Raw genomic sequence first — 14214 nt, forward strand, 5'->3', positions numbered from 1 at the left:
TTCCCGACGGTAAGCCCGCCCGGCACGCCGGTCAACGCGACGCGCGGACCACAGGGTGAGCTGCTCGTCTCCGTGACCCTCTCGACATCTTTTACTTACACGAGTTACTCTATTACTCATGCAAGTAAAAGATGAATTCGGTGCCGGTCTCGGACTTAGTCACACCGAAGCCACTCGCCGTGCACAAATCATCGACGCCACCGTCGACGTCATCGCGGAGCTGGGTTTCGCGAAGGCATCGTTCGCCCGCATCATCGAGAAAGCCGGGCTCAGCAGTACGCGGATGGTCTCCTACCACTTCGCCGACAAGCAGGAACTCATGACCGCGACGCTGATGGCGCTCATCGACCACCACGATCGCTACGTCTCCGAACACACGATCACCGACGCGGGCAGAGCGACGCTCGTGCGATCGTTCCTCGAGGTCGAGATCGCCTACCTCGCCGCCCATCCACGGCAGGTGCTCGCCCTCAAGGAGATCGCGGCGAACGCGCGGGGCGCCGACGGGTCACCGATGTTCGATCTCGTCATGCACGATCTGCGGGTCGGTCGGCTGGCTCGGCAACTGACTCAAGGACAACGAGAGGGACAGTTCGCGGAGTTCGATCCCGAGATCATGGCGAGAACGATCCGGCACGCCCTGGACGGGCTGGCGCAGCAGCTCGTCGCCGACCCGAACCTCGACCTCGACCGCTACGCGGCCGAGTTGACGGCCTTGTTCGACAGGGCCACGGCACGACCCTGACGGCGGCTCAGGTGTCGGCGCCGCGGAAGTCCTCGGGGGACACCGAGTCGAGGAACTCGCGGAACTTCTCGACCTCGTCCTCCTGCTCGTCGGGAATGATCAGCCCAGCCTCCTCCAACACCGAATCCTCGGCGTGGATGGGCACCCCGACACGCAGCGCGAGCGCCACCGAGTCGCTCGGGCGGGCCGACACCCGGACGTCACCGTCGAACACGAGCTCGGCGAAGAACGTACCTTCGCTCAGATCAGTGATGACGACTTGCTGAAGTTCCCGGCCGAGCGCGCCGATAATGTCCTTGAGCAAGTCGTGAGTCAGCGGTCTCGCAGGCCGGACGCCCTGCTGCTCCAGGGCAATGGCCGTCGCCTCCACCGAGCCGATCCAGATCGGCAGGTACCGCTCACCGTCGGTCTCCCGCAGCAGCAAGATCGGCTGATTCGCGGGCAACTCGACCCGGACGCCGACGACGCGCATCTCGCTCATCGGGCTTCGCCTCCCTCTCCTGCGCGCGGGCCGCAGCGCTGTCAACGAGGTTCCCGCGCCGACTGTTCTCGACGCTACCCGTCATCAGGGCGCTGTGCTCGTCGCGAAACGTGTTGTCCTCCACGGCTCTGTTGCGAACCGTTCATCTACGGTACGGCATTCGAGGGGCCGTGTAGACCCGCCGATCTGGGACGTCATCAACCCGACACATCGACACTGTCGGTCACCCACACGAGTCTACCCACCGGTCACTCCGCGAATCCCGGTCTTGACGAGCAAGGTGTGCAGCGTGACCGACAACGCGGCGAGTTCGTTGACCAGTTCGTCGCCCCGGGCCTTCGCGTCCGCGTCGCGTTGCCGATAGACCGGAGCCACGATCTGTTCCACGAGCCCCACCTCACGGTCGGCCGACGCGCGGAAGGCCCGCAGGTGTCGCGGCTCGATGCCGTAGTCGCTCATGGCCTTCACGGTGCGGGCGATGCGCACCGCGTCGGTGTCGTAGAAGCCCGCGGCCGTCGGCTTGACGAGACCGTACTGCCGGAGCTCGTCCAACATGGCCTCGTCGATCCCCGCCTCGCGCAGCAGGTCGCTCTGCGTCAACCGTGCCGCCGCGTCGGGGTCCGTGGCGAACTCCTCGGGCCCGGGCGCACCCGGCACGTGGTCACCGTCGTCGACCGACGTGATCGCCACCAGCTTGCGCGGCAACCGCGGGACGGCGGAGGCGACACCGTTTCCCCGGTCGGCCGCGTCGAGCTGTTCCTTGATCACCCGAAGCGGCAGGTAGTGGTCCCGCTGGGCCGCCAGGACGAACCGCAGACGTTCCACGTCGGCGGGTCCGAACTGGCGATAGCCGGACGGCGTGCGGGCAGGCCGGACAAGCCCCTCGGATTCGAGGAAACGAATCTTGGAGATCGTCACGTCAGGGAAATCGGGGCGCAACTGCGCCAGCACCGCCCCGATACTCAACCCCTCTCGCTGTGGCCGCCCGGCAGCCGTCACTGTGCCCCCTGACCCCCGTGACCGGGACCGGTCAGGAAGACGAGGCGGAACTTGCCGATCTGCACCTCGTCGCCGCCCGACAACACGGCCTGGTCGACCGGCTCCCGGTTCACGTACGTGCCGTTGAGGCTGCCCACGTCGATCACCACGAATTCCCCGCCCTCGCGGCGGAATTCCGCGTGCCGACGCGACACGGTCACGTCGTCGAGGAAGATGTCACTGTCCGGGTGCCGCCCCGCGCTCGTCGTGTCGCGGTCGAGCAGGAAGCGCGAACCCGCGTTGGGGCCCCGCTTCACCACCAGCAGTGCGGAGCCGGTCGGCAGCGCGTCGACGCCGGCGTCCCGCGGCTCGACCGCAGGCGCCTCGTGGCCCTCTGCCTCCGACAGGAAGTCGGCCCGAAAAACGGAGGTCCGCTCCGGAGACTGCTCCGGGGGAACACCGGGCCCGTCGTTCGTGCTCACCGCAAGCTCTCCTTACGCACTGGAGTGTCGTTCTCGTAAACGTGGTGTAGTCAACGTACCGTGTCGGAGGCGCCCACAGTGCCGGGGCTCCCGCATCAGTTGTCGATCACACGTCGGCAGTCGGCGGCGGCGAACAGGGTGTCCTCGACCGCATCGTGCGAGCCTCCTTCCCACGCCCTCCATGATCCACCTGAGAGGCCCCCGAGCACAACGTGGAACGAGGAGTGCGGGCGTCAGGCGGTTCGGTGACGCAGGACCGCGCGCGCGATCTGCCACAGGTACAGCGCGCCCGACCACAGGTAGAGAACGACGCCCCACACCGTGAACGCGTAGGCGAACGGCCGCGCCACCTCGGCGACGGTGCCGGCCGCGTCGTGGGTCAGCAGCTGCAGCGGCAGCGCGTACATGAGGACGAAGGTCGCGCCCTTGCCGACGTAGGTGACCTCCGGCGGCGCGAAACCGTGACGCCGCAACACGAGCAGGCCGAGACCGACGACGAGTTCACGGCCGACGAGGAGGGCGACGACCCACCAGGGCACGATGCCGCGGAGCAGGAAGGCGAGCAGGGCCGCCGCGATGTAGAGGCGGTCGGCCGCGGGGTCGAGCAACTGGCCGAGTCTCGTCGTCTGGTCGAGCAACCGGGCCAGTTTGCCGTCGAGCCAGTCGGTGACACCGCTGACGACCAGCAGGGCGAACGCCCAACCGTCCTCCTCCGGCCCCAACAGGAGCCACAGGAACACCGGGACACCGGCGAGCCGGAGGAGGGACAGGAGATTGGGGATCGTCGTGAGCTGCCGCAGCAACGACGGCTCACCGTCCGTCGCGCCGGCCGACCGGGCTTTCGTCACCCGACCACCGTATCTGGCGGCAGCTCACCCCGATCACGAGGAGCGGTGGTAGCTCCAGCCCTGCCTCCGCAGGGCCTCGTTGGTGAGAGCCTGGGGTCGGCCCTGGTGATCGACACCCATCCATCGGGGTCTGCCCGATCCGCTTTCGAGGACGTAGGGGCGGCCGCGACTCCACACGACCGTGCACGGAGTGGTCGGCGGACACGGCGTGTCGGGGGACTCGGGAGCAGGCTCCGTCGAGTCGGCGACGGCCGTCAGGGACGGCGCGCTCGCCCCGGCTCGGTCGATGGGAACGTCGGTACGGCTGTCCTCTTCGGCACTCATAGCACCCTGCACTCGCTCTCGGTGAAACATCACCTGTGGGATTACCTGTGAGCGACACCTCACACCTTCGCGCGAGATGTCGCTCACATTCCCATCGGCGCAGCGCACCGAATCGTTAGCAGTTCGTTCACCGAACGTGTCGCTCGGTCGAGTGAATCCGACGGTCGAGGTCTTGCCCGACCGCTCGCCGTCCCTCCCGCCTCAGCGGTTCTTCAGGGACGGGAAGTCCTCCTCGCGGAACTCCCCGGCGGGTCGGCCGTCCGTCCTGGCGTGTTCCCGGCCCCGCAGCTCGACCCTGCGGATCTTGCCCGAAATGGTCTTCGGCAGCTCGGCGAACTCGAGTCGCCGGATCCGCTTGTACGGCGCCAGGTTCTTCCTCGCGAACGCGAGGATGCTCTCCGCGGTCTCGGCGGTCGGTTCGGCCCCGTTCGCCAACACCACGTACGCCTTGGGCACCGAGAGCCGGATCTCGTCGGGAGCGGGAACCACGGCCGCCTCGGCCACCGCCTCGTGCTCCAGCAGGACGCTCTCCAACTCGAACGGCGAGATGCGGTAGTCGGAAGACTTGAAGACGTCGTCCGTGCGCCCCACGTACGTGACGTAGCCGTCGTCGTCGACGGTGCCGACGTCCCCGGTGTGGTAGTAGCCGCCCGCGAACGCGCTGTCGGTGCGCTCCTCGTCGCCCGCGTAGCCGGTCATCAGTCCGACGGGCCGGCTGCTCAGATCGAGGCAGATCTCGCCCTCGCGCGCGGGCCCTCCGGTGACCGGGTCGACCAGCACCACGTCGAAACCGGGCACGGGCCGCCCCATCGAACCCGCCTTCACGGCCTGCCCCGGCGTGTTGGCGATCTGCACGCTCGTCTCGGTCTGGCCGAACCCGTCGCGGATCGTCACCCCCCACGCCTGGCGCACCTGCTCGATGACCTCCGGGTTCAACGGCTCGCCCGCGCCCACGACCTTGCGCGGTGGGTTCCGCAGGCTCGTCAGGTCCGCCTGGATGAGCATGCGCCACACCGTCGGCGGGGCGCAGAAGCTCGTCACCCCGCAGCGGTCGATCTGCTCCATCAGCCGGTTCGCGTCGAAGCGCCCGTAGTTGTAGAGGAAGACGGTGGCTTCGGCGTTCCACGGCGCGAAGACGTTGCTCCACGCGTGCTTGGCCCAGCCGGGGGACGAGATGTTGAGGTGCACGTCGCCGGGTTCGAGGCCGATCCAGTACATCGTGGACAGGTGGCCGACGGGGTACGAGACGTGGGTGTGCCGCACGAGCTTCGGCTTCGCCGTCGTCCCCGACGTGAAGTACAGCAGCAGCGGGTCGTCGGAGCGGGTCGGCCCGTCCGGGGTGAACACCGCCTCGCTCGTCGCGGAGTCGGCGAACGACTCCCAGCCCGCCACCCGCTCACCCACCGCGATGCGCGTGTAGTCGCCCTCCACCTCGGCGAACGTCGCGGTGTCGGCGTCGCGGACCACCACGTGCCTCGCACCGCCCCGGTCCACGCGGTCGCGCAGGTCGGCGGCGCCCAGCAACGTGGACGCCGGGATGATCACCGCGCCGAGCTTGACGCACGCCAGGATGGTCTCCCACAGCTCGACCTGGTTGCCGAGCATGAGGATCACCCGGTCGCCGCGCCGCACCCCCAGGCCACGCAGCCAGTTGGCCACCTGGTTCGACCGGCGGGACAGCTCGGGGAACGTCCAGCGGTTCTCCGAGCCGTCCTCCTCCACGATCCACAGAGCGGGCCGCTGAGCGTTGCGGTCGTCGGCGGCGATGCGGTCGAACCAGTCCAACGCCCAGTTGAACTCGTCGAACCGGGGCCAGGCGAACTCCCGGCGGGCCGCCTCGTAGTCCTCCCGATGCGTCAGCAGCAGGTCACGCGCCTGCCGGAACGCCTCGTACGCCTGCGTGGAAGCCGTGTCGGCATCGTTGCCCACCGGTCGTTCGCCTCCCTCACTCGCCGCGGAACTCGGGCTCCCGTCGTTGCAGGAACGCCTGCACCGCCTCGTTCAGGTCGTGGCTGGGCAGGAACGCGGCGTTCCAGGTCGCCACGTACCGCAACCCGGCATCGACCTGCTGTTCGGTGTTGACGGAGAGTACGTCCTTCACACCTTGGACCACCAGAGGTGGATTCGACGCGATCTCCTCGGCCATCGTCCTGGCCGCGTCGAGGGTCGCCTCGCGGTCGGGGTAGACGTCGTTGACCAGGCCGATCCGCTCGGCCCGGGCCGCGTCGATGTCCCTGCCGGTGAAGGCGAGTTCCCGCAGGTGGCCCTCGCCGATGATCGTGGCGAGCCGCTGCAGGCTGCCCATGTCGGCGACGATGGCGACGCGCACCTCGCGCACGCTGAACTTCGCGTCGGCGCTCGCGACCCGCACGTCGGCGGCGGCGACGAGATCCAGGCCGCCGCCGATGCACCAGCCCGCCACGGCAGCGATGACCGGCTTGCGCACCCGGGCCACCGCCGTGATCGAGTCCTGCATGCGCCGCACCTCGTCGAGGAACTCGCGACGCGGCCGGGCGAGGGCGTCACCGCTGAGGTACTCCGCCCACGACGGCAGCATGGCGGCGAGGTCGAGCCCGTACGAGAAGTTGCGGCCCTCACCGGTCAGCACGATCGCGCGGACCTCGGGGTCGCGGTCGAGTTCGCCGAACGCGATCGGCAGTTCGCGCCAGAAGTCGGGGCCCATCGCATTGCCCTTGCCGGGGCCGAGCAGAGTCACCTCGGCGACGTGCCCGGTGCGCTCGACGCGGAGGGAGACGTACTCGCCGATCTGGGTTGTGGGTTCGCTGCCAGTCATGGCTGTCATCCTGGCCCACGCCACGGGGTCCACGGCAGGCAGTGAGAGCCACGTCGCTTCGGTCGGCCGACGGCCGTGTCACGCCCCGGGCCGCACCGCGTCGGTCGCCAGTCCGGCGACCGGGCCGACGACCACCACCGCCGGGGGACGCAGCCCCGCGTCCGCCACGGCGCGCGCCACCGTCGCGAGAGTGGACCGCACCACGCGTTCACCGCGCAGCGTGCCCTCCTGCACGACGGCCACCGGAGTGTCGGCCGGACGTCCCGCCGCGACGAGAGTGTCCGCGATGACCGCGAGCCGTTCGAGGGCCATCAGCAGCACGACGGTGCCCCGCAGCCTGCCGAGCGCGTCCCAGTCGACCAGCGACCGCTTGTCGCCCGGTGGGACGTGTCCGGACACGACGACGACGTCGTGGGCGACACCGCGATGGGTCACCGGCACGTCCGCCACGGCGGGCACCGAGAACGCGCTCGTCACCCCCGGCACCACCGTCACGGGTACGCCGGCCTCGGCGCACGCCTGGAGTTCCTCGAAGCCACGGCCGAAGACGTACGGGTCGCCGCCCTTGAGCCGGACCACGAAGCGGCCGGCGCGGGCATGCTCGATCAGCGTGCGGTTGATGGTCTCCTGCGCGGCGGCCCGACCGTACGGGATCTTCGCCGCGTCGACGACCTGCACGTGCGGCGACAGCTCGTCCAGCAGTTCGCGCGGCGCCAGCCGGTCGACCACGACGACGTCGGCCCGCGCCAGCAGCCGTCTGCCGCGCACCGTGATGAGCTCCGGATCGCCCGGCCCGCCACCGACCAGTGCCACGCCCGGCGTCGGGGCGGCCACGGGCTCGTGGCCGGGGTCGGCGAGCGCGGCGGTGCGCAGCGCGTCGAGGATCGCGTCGCGCACGGCGGCCGACCGTCGTGGGGAACCCCCGGACAACACGCCCACCAGCAGGCCGTCGTGGTCGCCGGTCGCGGGCGTGACGGCGCTGCCTCGGCTCGCCGCGTCGGCACGCACGCAGAACACCCGGCACTCCTCGGCCTCGGCGGCGACCGCCGCGTTCACGTCCGGGTCGTCCGTGCACGCGAGCGCGTACCACGCACCGTCGAGGTCGCCGTGTCGAAAGGGGCGCGCGTGCCAGACCAGCTCGCCCGCGTCGGCCAGGGCCTGCACCGACGGCGTGGTCCGCGGTGCCACGAGTCGCACCACGGCGCCCGCGGCCAGCAGGCGGGGCAGCCGGCGCTGTGCGACCGTGCCGCCACCCACGACGACGACCTCGCGGCCACGGAGATCGAGTCCAGCCAAGTAGTGCTGCTCGTGCGGCATGGGCCACAGCTTGCCGCCGACGGGGTGCGTGCGGCGGGTGCCGTGGCGTGGGTCTCGCCCGGGCGGGGTGGCCGTCTCACGCTTCGGGACGCAGCAGGTCCAGCATCGCGGTGTTGCCGAACATCCTCGCCGTGTCCAGCGCCGACGGCTGCCCCGCGGCGGGGTCGGCACCGGCGTCGAGAAGCGCCTTCACGATCTCCGGCTCGTCCTTGAAGACGGCTCCGGCGAGCGGGCTCTGCCCCCGGTCGTTGAGCCGGTTCGGATCGGCTCCGCGTTGCAGCAACGCGCGCACGGTGGCGACGTGACCGTGGTACGCGGCGAGCATCACCAACGTGTCGCCCTTGTCGTTGGTGAGGTTGGGCGACACCCCGGCGTCGACGTAGGCCGCCAACGTCTCGCTCTGCCCCTCGCGGGCGAGCGCGAAGACCCGGGCCCACAGTTCGAGCAGTTCCTCCGGCTCCTCGGCGGGGTCGGTCATGGTCCCAGCGTGCCACGCGGCAACGCGTTCCTCAGCGCACGAGCCGACCGCGTGTGGTCTGCGCCCGCCCCTCGGTGGACGCGGCGCTACCATGCACCGAACCGACGGGACGCACCCACGTCGTCGACCACTGGAAGCGGAGATGCCGGGCACCGAGCGCACCTGGGCGGGCACGACGCTCGCCGACCGGAGAGCCACCCGCCGTCGGCGGCTCCTCGATGCGGGCCTGGACCTTCTCGGTGGGGCCGACGGCGCCGTGGTGAGCGTGCGGGCGGTGTGTCGCACCGCGCGCCTCACCGAGCGGTACTTCTACGAGAACTTCACCGACCGGGACGACTTCGTCGTCGGCGTCTACGACCACGTCGTGTCGCTCGCGCACCAGGTGCTGGTCGACGCGGTCGAGCTGGCCGGACCGCAGCCCCGCCAACGGGCCGAAGCCGCGGTGTCGGCGTTCGTCACCCTGGTTCTCGACGATCCGCGCAAGGGGCGGGTGCTCCTGCTCGCCCCGTTCGCGGACCCCGCGCTGCGCAACGTCGGTGTGCAGCGGTTGCCGATGTTCGCCGACCTCGTGCGCGAGCAGCTATCGGACCGGGTGGACGAGGCGGATCGGACGATGACGGCCACCGCGCTGGTGGGCGGGGTGGCCAACCTGTTCGTGGCCTATCTGAGCGGGACGCTCGACGTCCCGCGGGAACGGCTGACCGCCCACTGTGTCCGGTTGGTGCTCGGCGCGGAGGCCCTGCACTCGTGACGTCCCCGCCGCGGTGGGCACAGACCGCGACGGGAACGTACACGAACTGCGGACACGTGTACGCGGAGCGCGGACACGAGTGCGCAGGCTGAGGACACGCCGGTGGGCGTCAGGCGGCGCCCAGCAGGTGTTCGAAGGCCAGTTGGGACAGTTGCGCGTAGGCGTAGCCACGGCGGCCCGCCGCCTCGGCGTCGAAGGTCTCGAAGGCGGTGCGGTCGGCCAGCAGGTCCGCCGGGGACTCGCCCTCACCCAGCGTGGGCTGCGAGAGTTCGGTGACGCGCGAGCGCTCCAGCGCCTCGGCCACTCGCGGGTCGGCGCGGAACGCCCTCGCCCGCTCCCGCAGCAGCAGGTACGAGCGCATGCAGGCCGCGGCGCTCGCCCACACGCCCTCCATGTCCTCGGTGCGCGGCGGCTTGTAGTCGAAGTGCCGCGGGCCGTCGTAGCCGCCGTGTTCGAGCAGGTCGACGAGGAAGAACGCGGAGAGCACGTCGCCGTGACCGAATACCAGGTCCTGGTCGTAGCGCGGACCGTGCTGGCCGTTGAGGTCGATGTGGAACAGCTTGCCCTGCCACAGGGCCTGACCGATGCCGTGGACGAAGTTGAGCCCCGCCATCTGCTCGTGGCCGACCTCGGGGTTCACGCCCACGAGCTCGTGGTGCTCCAGCGTGGAGATGAAGGCAAGCGCGTGCCCGATCGTGGGAAGCAGGATGTCACCGCGCGGCTCGTTCGGCTTCGGCTCCAACGCGAGTCGCAGGTCGTAGCCCTGGTCGATCACGTACTGCGCCAGGGTGTCGATGCCCTCGCGGTAGCGGTCCATCGCGGCGGCCACGTCCTTGGCCGCGTCCGTCTCGCTGCCCTCGCGACCGCCCCACAGCACGTAGGTCTTCGCGCCGAGCTCGGCGGCGAGGTCCATGTTGCGCATGACCTTGCGCAACGCGAACCGGCGAATGTCACGGTCGTTGTTGGTGAGCGCACCGTCCTTGAACACCGGGTGGGTGAACAGGTTGGTGGTGGCCATCGGCACGACCAGCCCGGTCTCGTCGAGCGCGGCGCGGAACCGCTCGATGCGCTTGGCTCGCTCGCCGTCGTCGCTGCCGAACGGAATGAGGTCGTCGTCGTGGAAGGTCACGCCCCACGCCCCGAGCTCGGCCAGCCGGTGTACGGCCTCGACGGCGTCGAGCGTGGGCCGGGTGGCCTCGCCGAACGGGTCGTTGGCCCGCCATCCCACCGTCCACAGGCCGAAGCTGAACTTGTCCTCCGCCACGGGTTCACCGACCACGCTGTCCTCCCGCTCTCCGGGTCGTAATAGTTCGAGCACTGAACTTATGCGGGCACCCCGCCGCGGTCAAGCGTTTGGTTCAACGACTGAACGAATACGATGGTCGGGTGAGCGACAGCGGTCCCGCAGGCCAACACACCGTCCGACGGCACAACTCGGCGCTCGTGCTCGACGCGATCGCGAGCGCGCCGGGCGTGTCGCGCGCCGGTGTCGCCGCGCGCACCGGACTCACCAAGGCCACGGTGTCGACCGTGGTCGACCGCCTGGTCACCGCGTCGCTCGTCCGCGAACACGGCCAGGAGCGCCGCAGTGGACCCGGACGTCGCGGCACCTCGCTGTCCCTGTCCCCCGACGGACCGTGCGGGCTCGGCGTGGAGATCGGCGTGGACTACCTGGCCACCTGCCTCGTCGGGCTGACCGGCGAGGTGCGGGGCGAGTGGACGCGACACCGGGACAACCGGGACCTCCCACCGGAGCAGGTGCTCTCGCGCGTCGCCGACGCGCTCGCCGAGGCCCTCGCGGACGCGCGGCGACAAGACGTCACCGTGGCGGGTGTCGGCGTCGCGGTGCCGGGCCTGGTCGACACCGCGAGCGGACGCGTCACCGTCGCCCCCAACCTCGGCTGGCAGGACGTCGACCTCGCCGCCGAGATGCACACCCGGACGCCCGAGCTGCCCGGGCAGCTCGTCGTCGGCAACGAGGCCAACCTCGCCGCCGTGGCGGAGCTGCACGCCCTGCGCCACGAACCGGCGAGTCCGTCCAGTTTCGTGCACGTCTCCGGCGAGATCGGCATCGGTGCGGGCATCGTGCTCGACGGCACGCTGTTCGACGGACTGCACGGCTTCGGCGGCGAACTCGGCCACTTCCCCGTGCAGCCGCGCGGGCCTCGATGTTCGTGCGGCGCGCGGGGGTGCCTCGAACGGCTCGCGGGCAAGGACGCCGTGCTCGACCGTGCCGGAGTCGACGACGTGGACGCGCTGGTGGCGGCGCTCGACGCGGGCGACTCCACGGCCCGTGCCGCGGTGCGGGCCGTGGGCAGGGTCCTCGGGTCCACGTTGTCCGCCGTGGTGAACCTTCTCGACGTGCCCACGATCGTGCTCGGCGGTGTCTACGCGCGGCTGCACCCGTGGCTGAGCGAGCCGCTGTCCGCCGAACTCGGTGACCGCGTGGTGGGCGCACCACGACGCCGGGTGGAGGTGCGGCGTTCGGTGCTGGGCGGTGAGGCGGCGGTCCGCGGAGCCGCGGCCGCCGCTCTGCGGACCGTCCTCACCGATCCCGACGCCTACGTCCTGCGCGCCCGTCAGGCCGAGTCACGCACCACCAGTTCGGTCGGCAGCAGGATGGACGGAGGCAACGGCTCCTCCCCCGCCAGTTGAGCCAGCAGGCGCCACGTCATCGTGCGCCCGAGTTCCTCCACCGGCTGCCGCACCGTCGTCAACGCCGGGGTCGCCATGGTCGCCAGCACCGAGTCGTCGAAGCCGACCACGGCCACGTCGTCCGGCACGCGACGACCCCGCGCCGCCAACTCCCGCAACGCTCCCACGGCGATCAGATCGGCCGCCGCGAACACCGCGTCGACGTCGGGGTGTGCGTCCAACAACCTCGCCATGGCCTCGGCTCCCGCCTCGACGGCGAAGTCGCTGTGGACGACGGCGTCGGTGGCGAGACCGGCCTCCGACATCCCTCGTCGCCAGCCGGCGAGCCGGTCGATCCCCACCGCCATGTCACCGGGACCGGCGAGCGTGCCGATCCGGCGACGCCCCCGCTCCACCAGGTGCCGAGCGGCGGAGAGCGCCCCGGTGAAGTTGTCGGCGTCCACGTAGGGCACTCCCCCGGTGAGCGGACGTCCGCCCGTCACCACCGGCAGGCCCGCCTCCGCGAGACGGCGGGGCAGCGGGTCCTCGCCGTGCATGCTCACCACCAGCGCACCGTCGACGTGGCCGCTGCACAGGTACTTCTCCAGCCGCGCGCCGTCGTCGTCCTCGGCGAGCATGGTGAGCACGAGCTGTCGACCGCTGCCCGACAGTCCGGCGTGGACTCCCCGGAGGACGCCCGCGAAGAACGGGTCGGTGACGACCCGGTCCCCGGGTTCGGAGACCACCAACGCGATCGAGTTGGTCCTGCGGGTGACCAGACTGCGCGCGGCCTCGTTGGGCACGTAGCCGAGCGTCTCGATGGCTCGGGTGACCGCCTCCCTCGCCCGCCTGCTCACCCCCGGCGCGTCGTTGATCACCCGGGAGACGGTCGAGCGGGAGACCCCGGCGGCCTTCGCCACCTCCTCCAGGGTCGGCGCGCCACGCTGCTCGACCGCCACGTCCCCGGGATCGGTCATTCTCGTCCTGCCAAACCGTTGTCCGCCATCACTCGCGAATACCATGCAGCACTCGCCTTCGGCGTGCGGCGTTGGGTCCCGTAGTCGACGTGCACGAGCCCGAACCGCTTGGCGTAGCCCTCGCCCCACTCGAAGTTGTCGAGCAGGGACCAGTAGAAGTAGCCGCGCAGGTCGACGCCCTGCTCGATCGCCCGGTGGGCGGCCCGCAGGTGCTGCTCGACGAACGCGATGCGGTCGGGGTCGTCCACGCGGCCGTCCGCGCCGACGACGTCGGCGTAGGCCACCCCGTTCTCGGTGATGTAGAGCGGCACCCTCGGGTAGTCGGTGTGCAGGTGCACCAGCAGACCGGTCAGGGGCTCCGCGTTGACGTCCCAGCCCGAGTCCGTCTGCGGCAGTCCTCGCTTCGGGAAGGCGACGCGCTCGACCCCGACCCACTCCGACGGTCGCCGCACTTCCCCTTCCGGGGTCGCTGCCACGTGGAGGTCGCGGTAGTAGTTCACGCCGAGGAAGTCCGTACCGGCGATGACGTCCTCGTCGCCCTCCCGCACGACGTCCCGCAGCCCGAACGGCTCCAGGTCGGCGAACACGTCCTCCGGGTAGCGACCCCGCAGCACCGGGTCCAGGAACAGCCGGTTCTGCACGCCGTCCACCCTCCGGGCCACCTCGCGGTCCTCGGCGCTGTCCGGGTCGGCGGCCGACACCGGGAAAAGGTTGAGCGTGATCCCGACCTGGCTGTCGCTTGCGCTGGACCGCACGGCGTCGGCTCCCAGCCCGTGGGCCAGCAGCAGATGGTGCGCGGCGGCGACGGCGGACTCCGGCTCGGTGCGGCCGGGGGCATGCCGGCCGGTGGCGTAACCGAGGAACGCCGAACACCACGGCTCGTTCAACGTGGTCCACGTCCTCACCCGGTCACCGAGCCGATCGAGCACGGCGGCGGCGTAGTCGGCGAACCGGTAGGCCGTGTCCCGGTTCGCCCACCCGCCGCGTTCCTCCAGCGCGTTCGGCAGATCCCAGTGGTACAGCGTCGGCCACGGCAGGATGCCCGCTTCCAGCAGTGAGTCGACCAACCGCTCGTAGAAGTCCAGCCCGGCAGGGTTCACCTCGCCGCCGTCCGGACGCACCCTCGGCCAGGCAACGGAGAATCGGTAGACGCCCACCCCGAGCTCACGCATGAGAGCGACGTCCTCAGGCATCCGGCGGTAGTGGTCCGCCGCCGGGTCACCCGTGTCGCCGTTGGCCACCGCGCCCTCACGCTCGCAGAACGCGTCCCAGATGGACGGTGACCGGCCGTCGGCGGTGGTCGAGCCCTCCACCTGGAACGCCGCCGTCGCCACACCCCACAGGAATCCCTCCGGGAACGTCACGGGCTTCACGTCGCCGTTCACAGCTTCCACAACCTCCACTA

15 protein-coding genes are annotated in these 14214 nt (G+C 70.6%); 3 read left to right on the forward strand and 12 right to left on the reverse strand.

Translation table 11 applies throughout. From position 1 onward, the window contains the following. Positions 1–118 precede the first annotated feature (118 nt). Complete coding sequence (locus tag JAV51_RS02835) at positions 119–745, forward strand: TetR/AcrR family transcriptional regulator (protein ID WP_197319025.1); 627 nt, start codon at positions 119–121, stop codon at positions 743–745. A gap of 7 nt (positions 746–752) precedes the next feature. Here JAV51_RS02835 and JAV51_RS02840 read toward each other — a convergent pair whose 3' ends face one another. From JAV51_RS02840 to JAV51_RS02880, 9 genes are all read right to left on the reverse strand, one after another. Beyond that, complete coding sequence (locus JAV51_RS02840; protein WP_005439071.1) at positions 753–1226, reverse strand: bifunctional nuclease family protein; 474 nt, start codon at positions 1224–1226, stop codon at positions 753–755. A 237-nt stretch (positions 1227–1463) separates the two neighbouring features. After that, positions 1464–2225, reverse strand: a complete 762-nt coding sequence (locus JAV51_RS02845) for a MerR family transcriptional regulator (protein WP_197319026.1) — start codon at positions 2223–2225, stop codon at positions 1464–1466. Beyond that, positions 2222–2686 (reverse strand): glycogen accumulation regulator GarA, encoded by a 465-nt coding sequence (garA, locus tag JAV51_RS02850; RefSeq protein WP_197319027.1) that lies wholly within the window; start codon positions 2684–2686, stop codon positions 2222–2224. Before garA ends, JAV51_RS02845 begins: the two co-directional genes overlap by 4 nt. A 233-nt stretch (positions 2687–2919) precedes the next feature. Continuing rightward, positions 2920–3534: a CDP-alcohol phosphatidyltransferase family protein gene (locus tag JAV51_RS02855; protein WP_197319028.1), complete on the reverse strand. Its 615-nt coding sequence runs from the start codon at positions 3532–3534 to the stop codon at positions 2920–2922. A gap of 33 nt (positions 3535–3567) precedes the next feature. Then, entirely contained in the window at positions 3568–3858 is a 291-nt protein-coding gene (locus JAV51_RS02860) for a hypothetical protein (RefSeq protein WP_197319029.1), read from the reverse strand. Positions 3859–4059: 201 nt separating this feature from the next. Beyond that, positions 4060–5787: an AMP-binding protein gene (locus JAV51_RS02865; RefSeq protein WP_197319030.1), complete on the reverse strand. Its 1728-nt coding sequence runs from the start codon at positions 5785–5787 to the stop codon at positions 4060–4062. A 16-nt stretch (positions 5788–5803) separates the two neighbouring features. Continuing rightward, a complete protein-coding gene (locus JAV51_RS02870; protein WP_197319031.1) occupies positions 5804–6652 on the reverse strand; it encodes a crotonase/enoyl-CoA hydratase family protein in 849 nt (282 codons plus the stop codon). 78 nt (positions 6653–6730) lie between these two features. Then, on the reverse strand, positions 6731–7969 hold the full coding sequence (gene cobA, locus JAV51_RS02875; protein WP_197319032.1) for a uroporphyrinogen-III C-methyltransferase: 1239 nt from the start codon (positions 7967–7969) through the stop codon (positions 6731–6733). Between the two features lie 76 nt (positions 7970–8045). Continuing rightward, positions 8046–8447, reverse strand: coding sequence for an ankyrin repeat domain-containing protein (locus tag JAV51_RS02880; RefSeq protein ID WP_197319033.1), 402 nt, complete (start codon positions 8445–8447; stop codon positions 8046–8048). A 142-nt stretch (positions 8448–8589) separates the two neighbouring features. On the opposite strand from JAV51_RS02880, the gene JAV51_RS02885 reads away from it, so the two are divergent. After that, complete coding sequence (locus tag JAV51_RS02885) at positions 8590–9198, forward strand: TetR/AcrR family transcriptional regulator (protein ID WP_197319328.1); 609 nt, start codon at positions 8590–8592, stop codon at positions 9196–9198. A gap of 109 nt (positions 9199–9307) precedes the next feature. Here the strand turns inward: JAV51_RS02885 and xylA are convergent, their stop codons facing one another. Continuing rightward, on the reverse strand, positions 9308–10477 hold the full coding sequence (xylA, locus tag JAV51_RS02890; RefSeq protein ID WP_197319034.1) for a xylose isomerase: 1170 nt from the start codon (positions 10475–10477) through the stop codon (positions 9308–9310). A gap of 107 nt (positions 10478–10584) precedes the next feature. On the opposite strand from xylA, the gene JAV51_RS02895 reads away from it, so the two are divergent. Beyond that, positions 10585–11853: an ROK family transcriptional regulator gene (locus JAV51_RS02895; protein WP_197319035.1), complete on the forward strand. Its 1269-nt coding sequence runs from the start codon at positions 10585–10587 to the stop codon at positions 11851–11853. Here the strand turns inward: JAV51_RS02895 and JAV51_RS02900 are convergent. Both JAV51_RS02900 and JAV51_RS02905 read right to left on the reverse strand, forming a co-directional pair. Beyond that, the gene (locus tag JAV51_RS02900) at positions 11778–12809 is read right to left on the reverse strand and encodes a LacI family DNA-binding transcriptional regulator (protein ID WP_197319036.1); all 1032 of its coding nucleotides are present in this window, start codon (positions 12807–12809) and stop codon (positions 11778–11780) included. The two genes, JAV51_RS02895 and JAV51_RS02900, sit on opposite strands and share 76 nt — an antisense overlap. Continuing rightward, complete coding sequence (locus JAV51_RS02905) at positions 12806–14173, reverse strand: GH1 family beta-glucosidase (RefSeq protein ID WP_197319329.1); 1368 nt, start codon at positions 14171–14173, stop codon at positions 12806–12808. Before JAV51_RS02905 ends, JAV51_RS02900 begins: the two co-directional genes overlap by 4 nt. Between the last annotated feature and the right edge of the window lie 41 nt (positions 14174–14214).

Source organism: Saccharomonospora sp. NB11 (genome assembly GCF_015910535.1).
In the GTDB taxonomy this organism is placed as follows: domain Bacteria; phylum Actinomycetota; class Actinomycetes; order Mycobacteriales; family Pseudonocardiaceae; genus Saccharomonospora.

Excerpts from the sequence above, each read along its gene's own strand:
- JAV51_RS02835 (WP_197319025.1), top strand. The coding sequence starts at position 119 with ATGCAAGTAAAAGATGAATTCGGTGCCGGTCTCGGACTTAGTCACACC.
- JAV51_RS02840 (WP_005439071.1), bottom strand. The coding sequence starts at position 1,226 with ATGAGCGAGATGCGCGTCGTCGGCGTCCGGGTCGAGTTGCCCGCGAAT.
- JAV51_RS02860 (WP_197319029.1), bottom strand. The coding sequence starts at position 3,858 with ATGAGTGCCGAAGAGGACAGCCGTACCGACGTTCCCATCGACCGAGCC.
- JAV51_RS02870 (WP_197319031.1), bottom strand. The coding sequence starts at position 6,652 with ATGACTGGCAGCGAACCCACAACCCAGATCGGCGAGTACGTCTCCCTC.
- cobA (WP_197319032.1), bottom strand. The coding sequence starts at position 7,969 with ATGCCGCACGAGCAGCACTACTTGGCTGGACTCGATCTCCGTGGCCGC.
- JAV51_RS02880 (WP_197319033.1), bottom strand. The coding sequence starts at position 8,447 with ATGACCGACCCCGCCGAGGAGCCGGAGGAACTGCTCGAACTGTGGGCC.
- JAV51_RS02885 (WP_197319328.1), top strand. The coding sequence starts at position 8,590 with ATGCCGGGCACCGAGCGCACCTGGGCGGGCACGACGCTCGCCGACCGG.
- JAV51_RS02900 (WP_197319036.1), bottom strand. The coding sequence starts at position 12,809 with ATGACCGATCCCGGGGACGTGGCGGTCGAGCAGCGTGGCGCGCCGACC.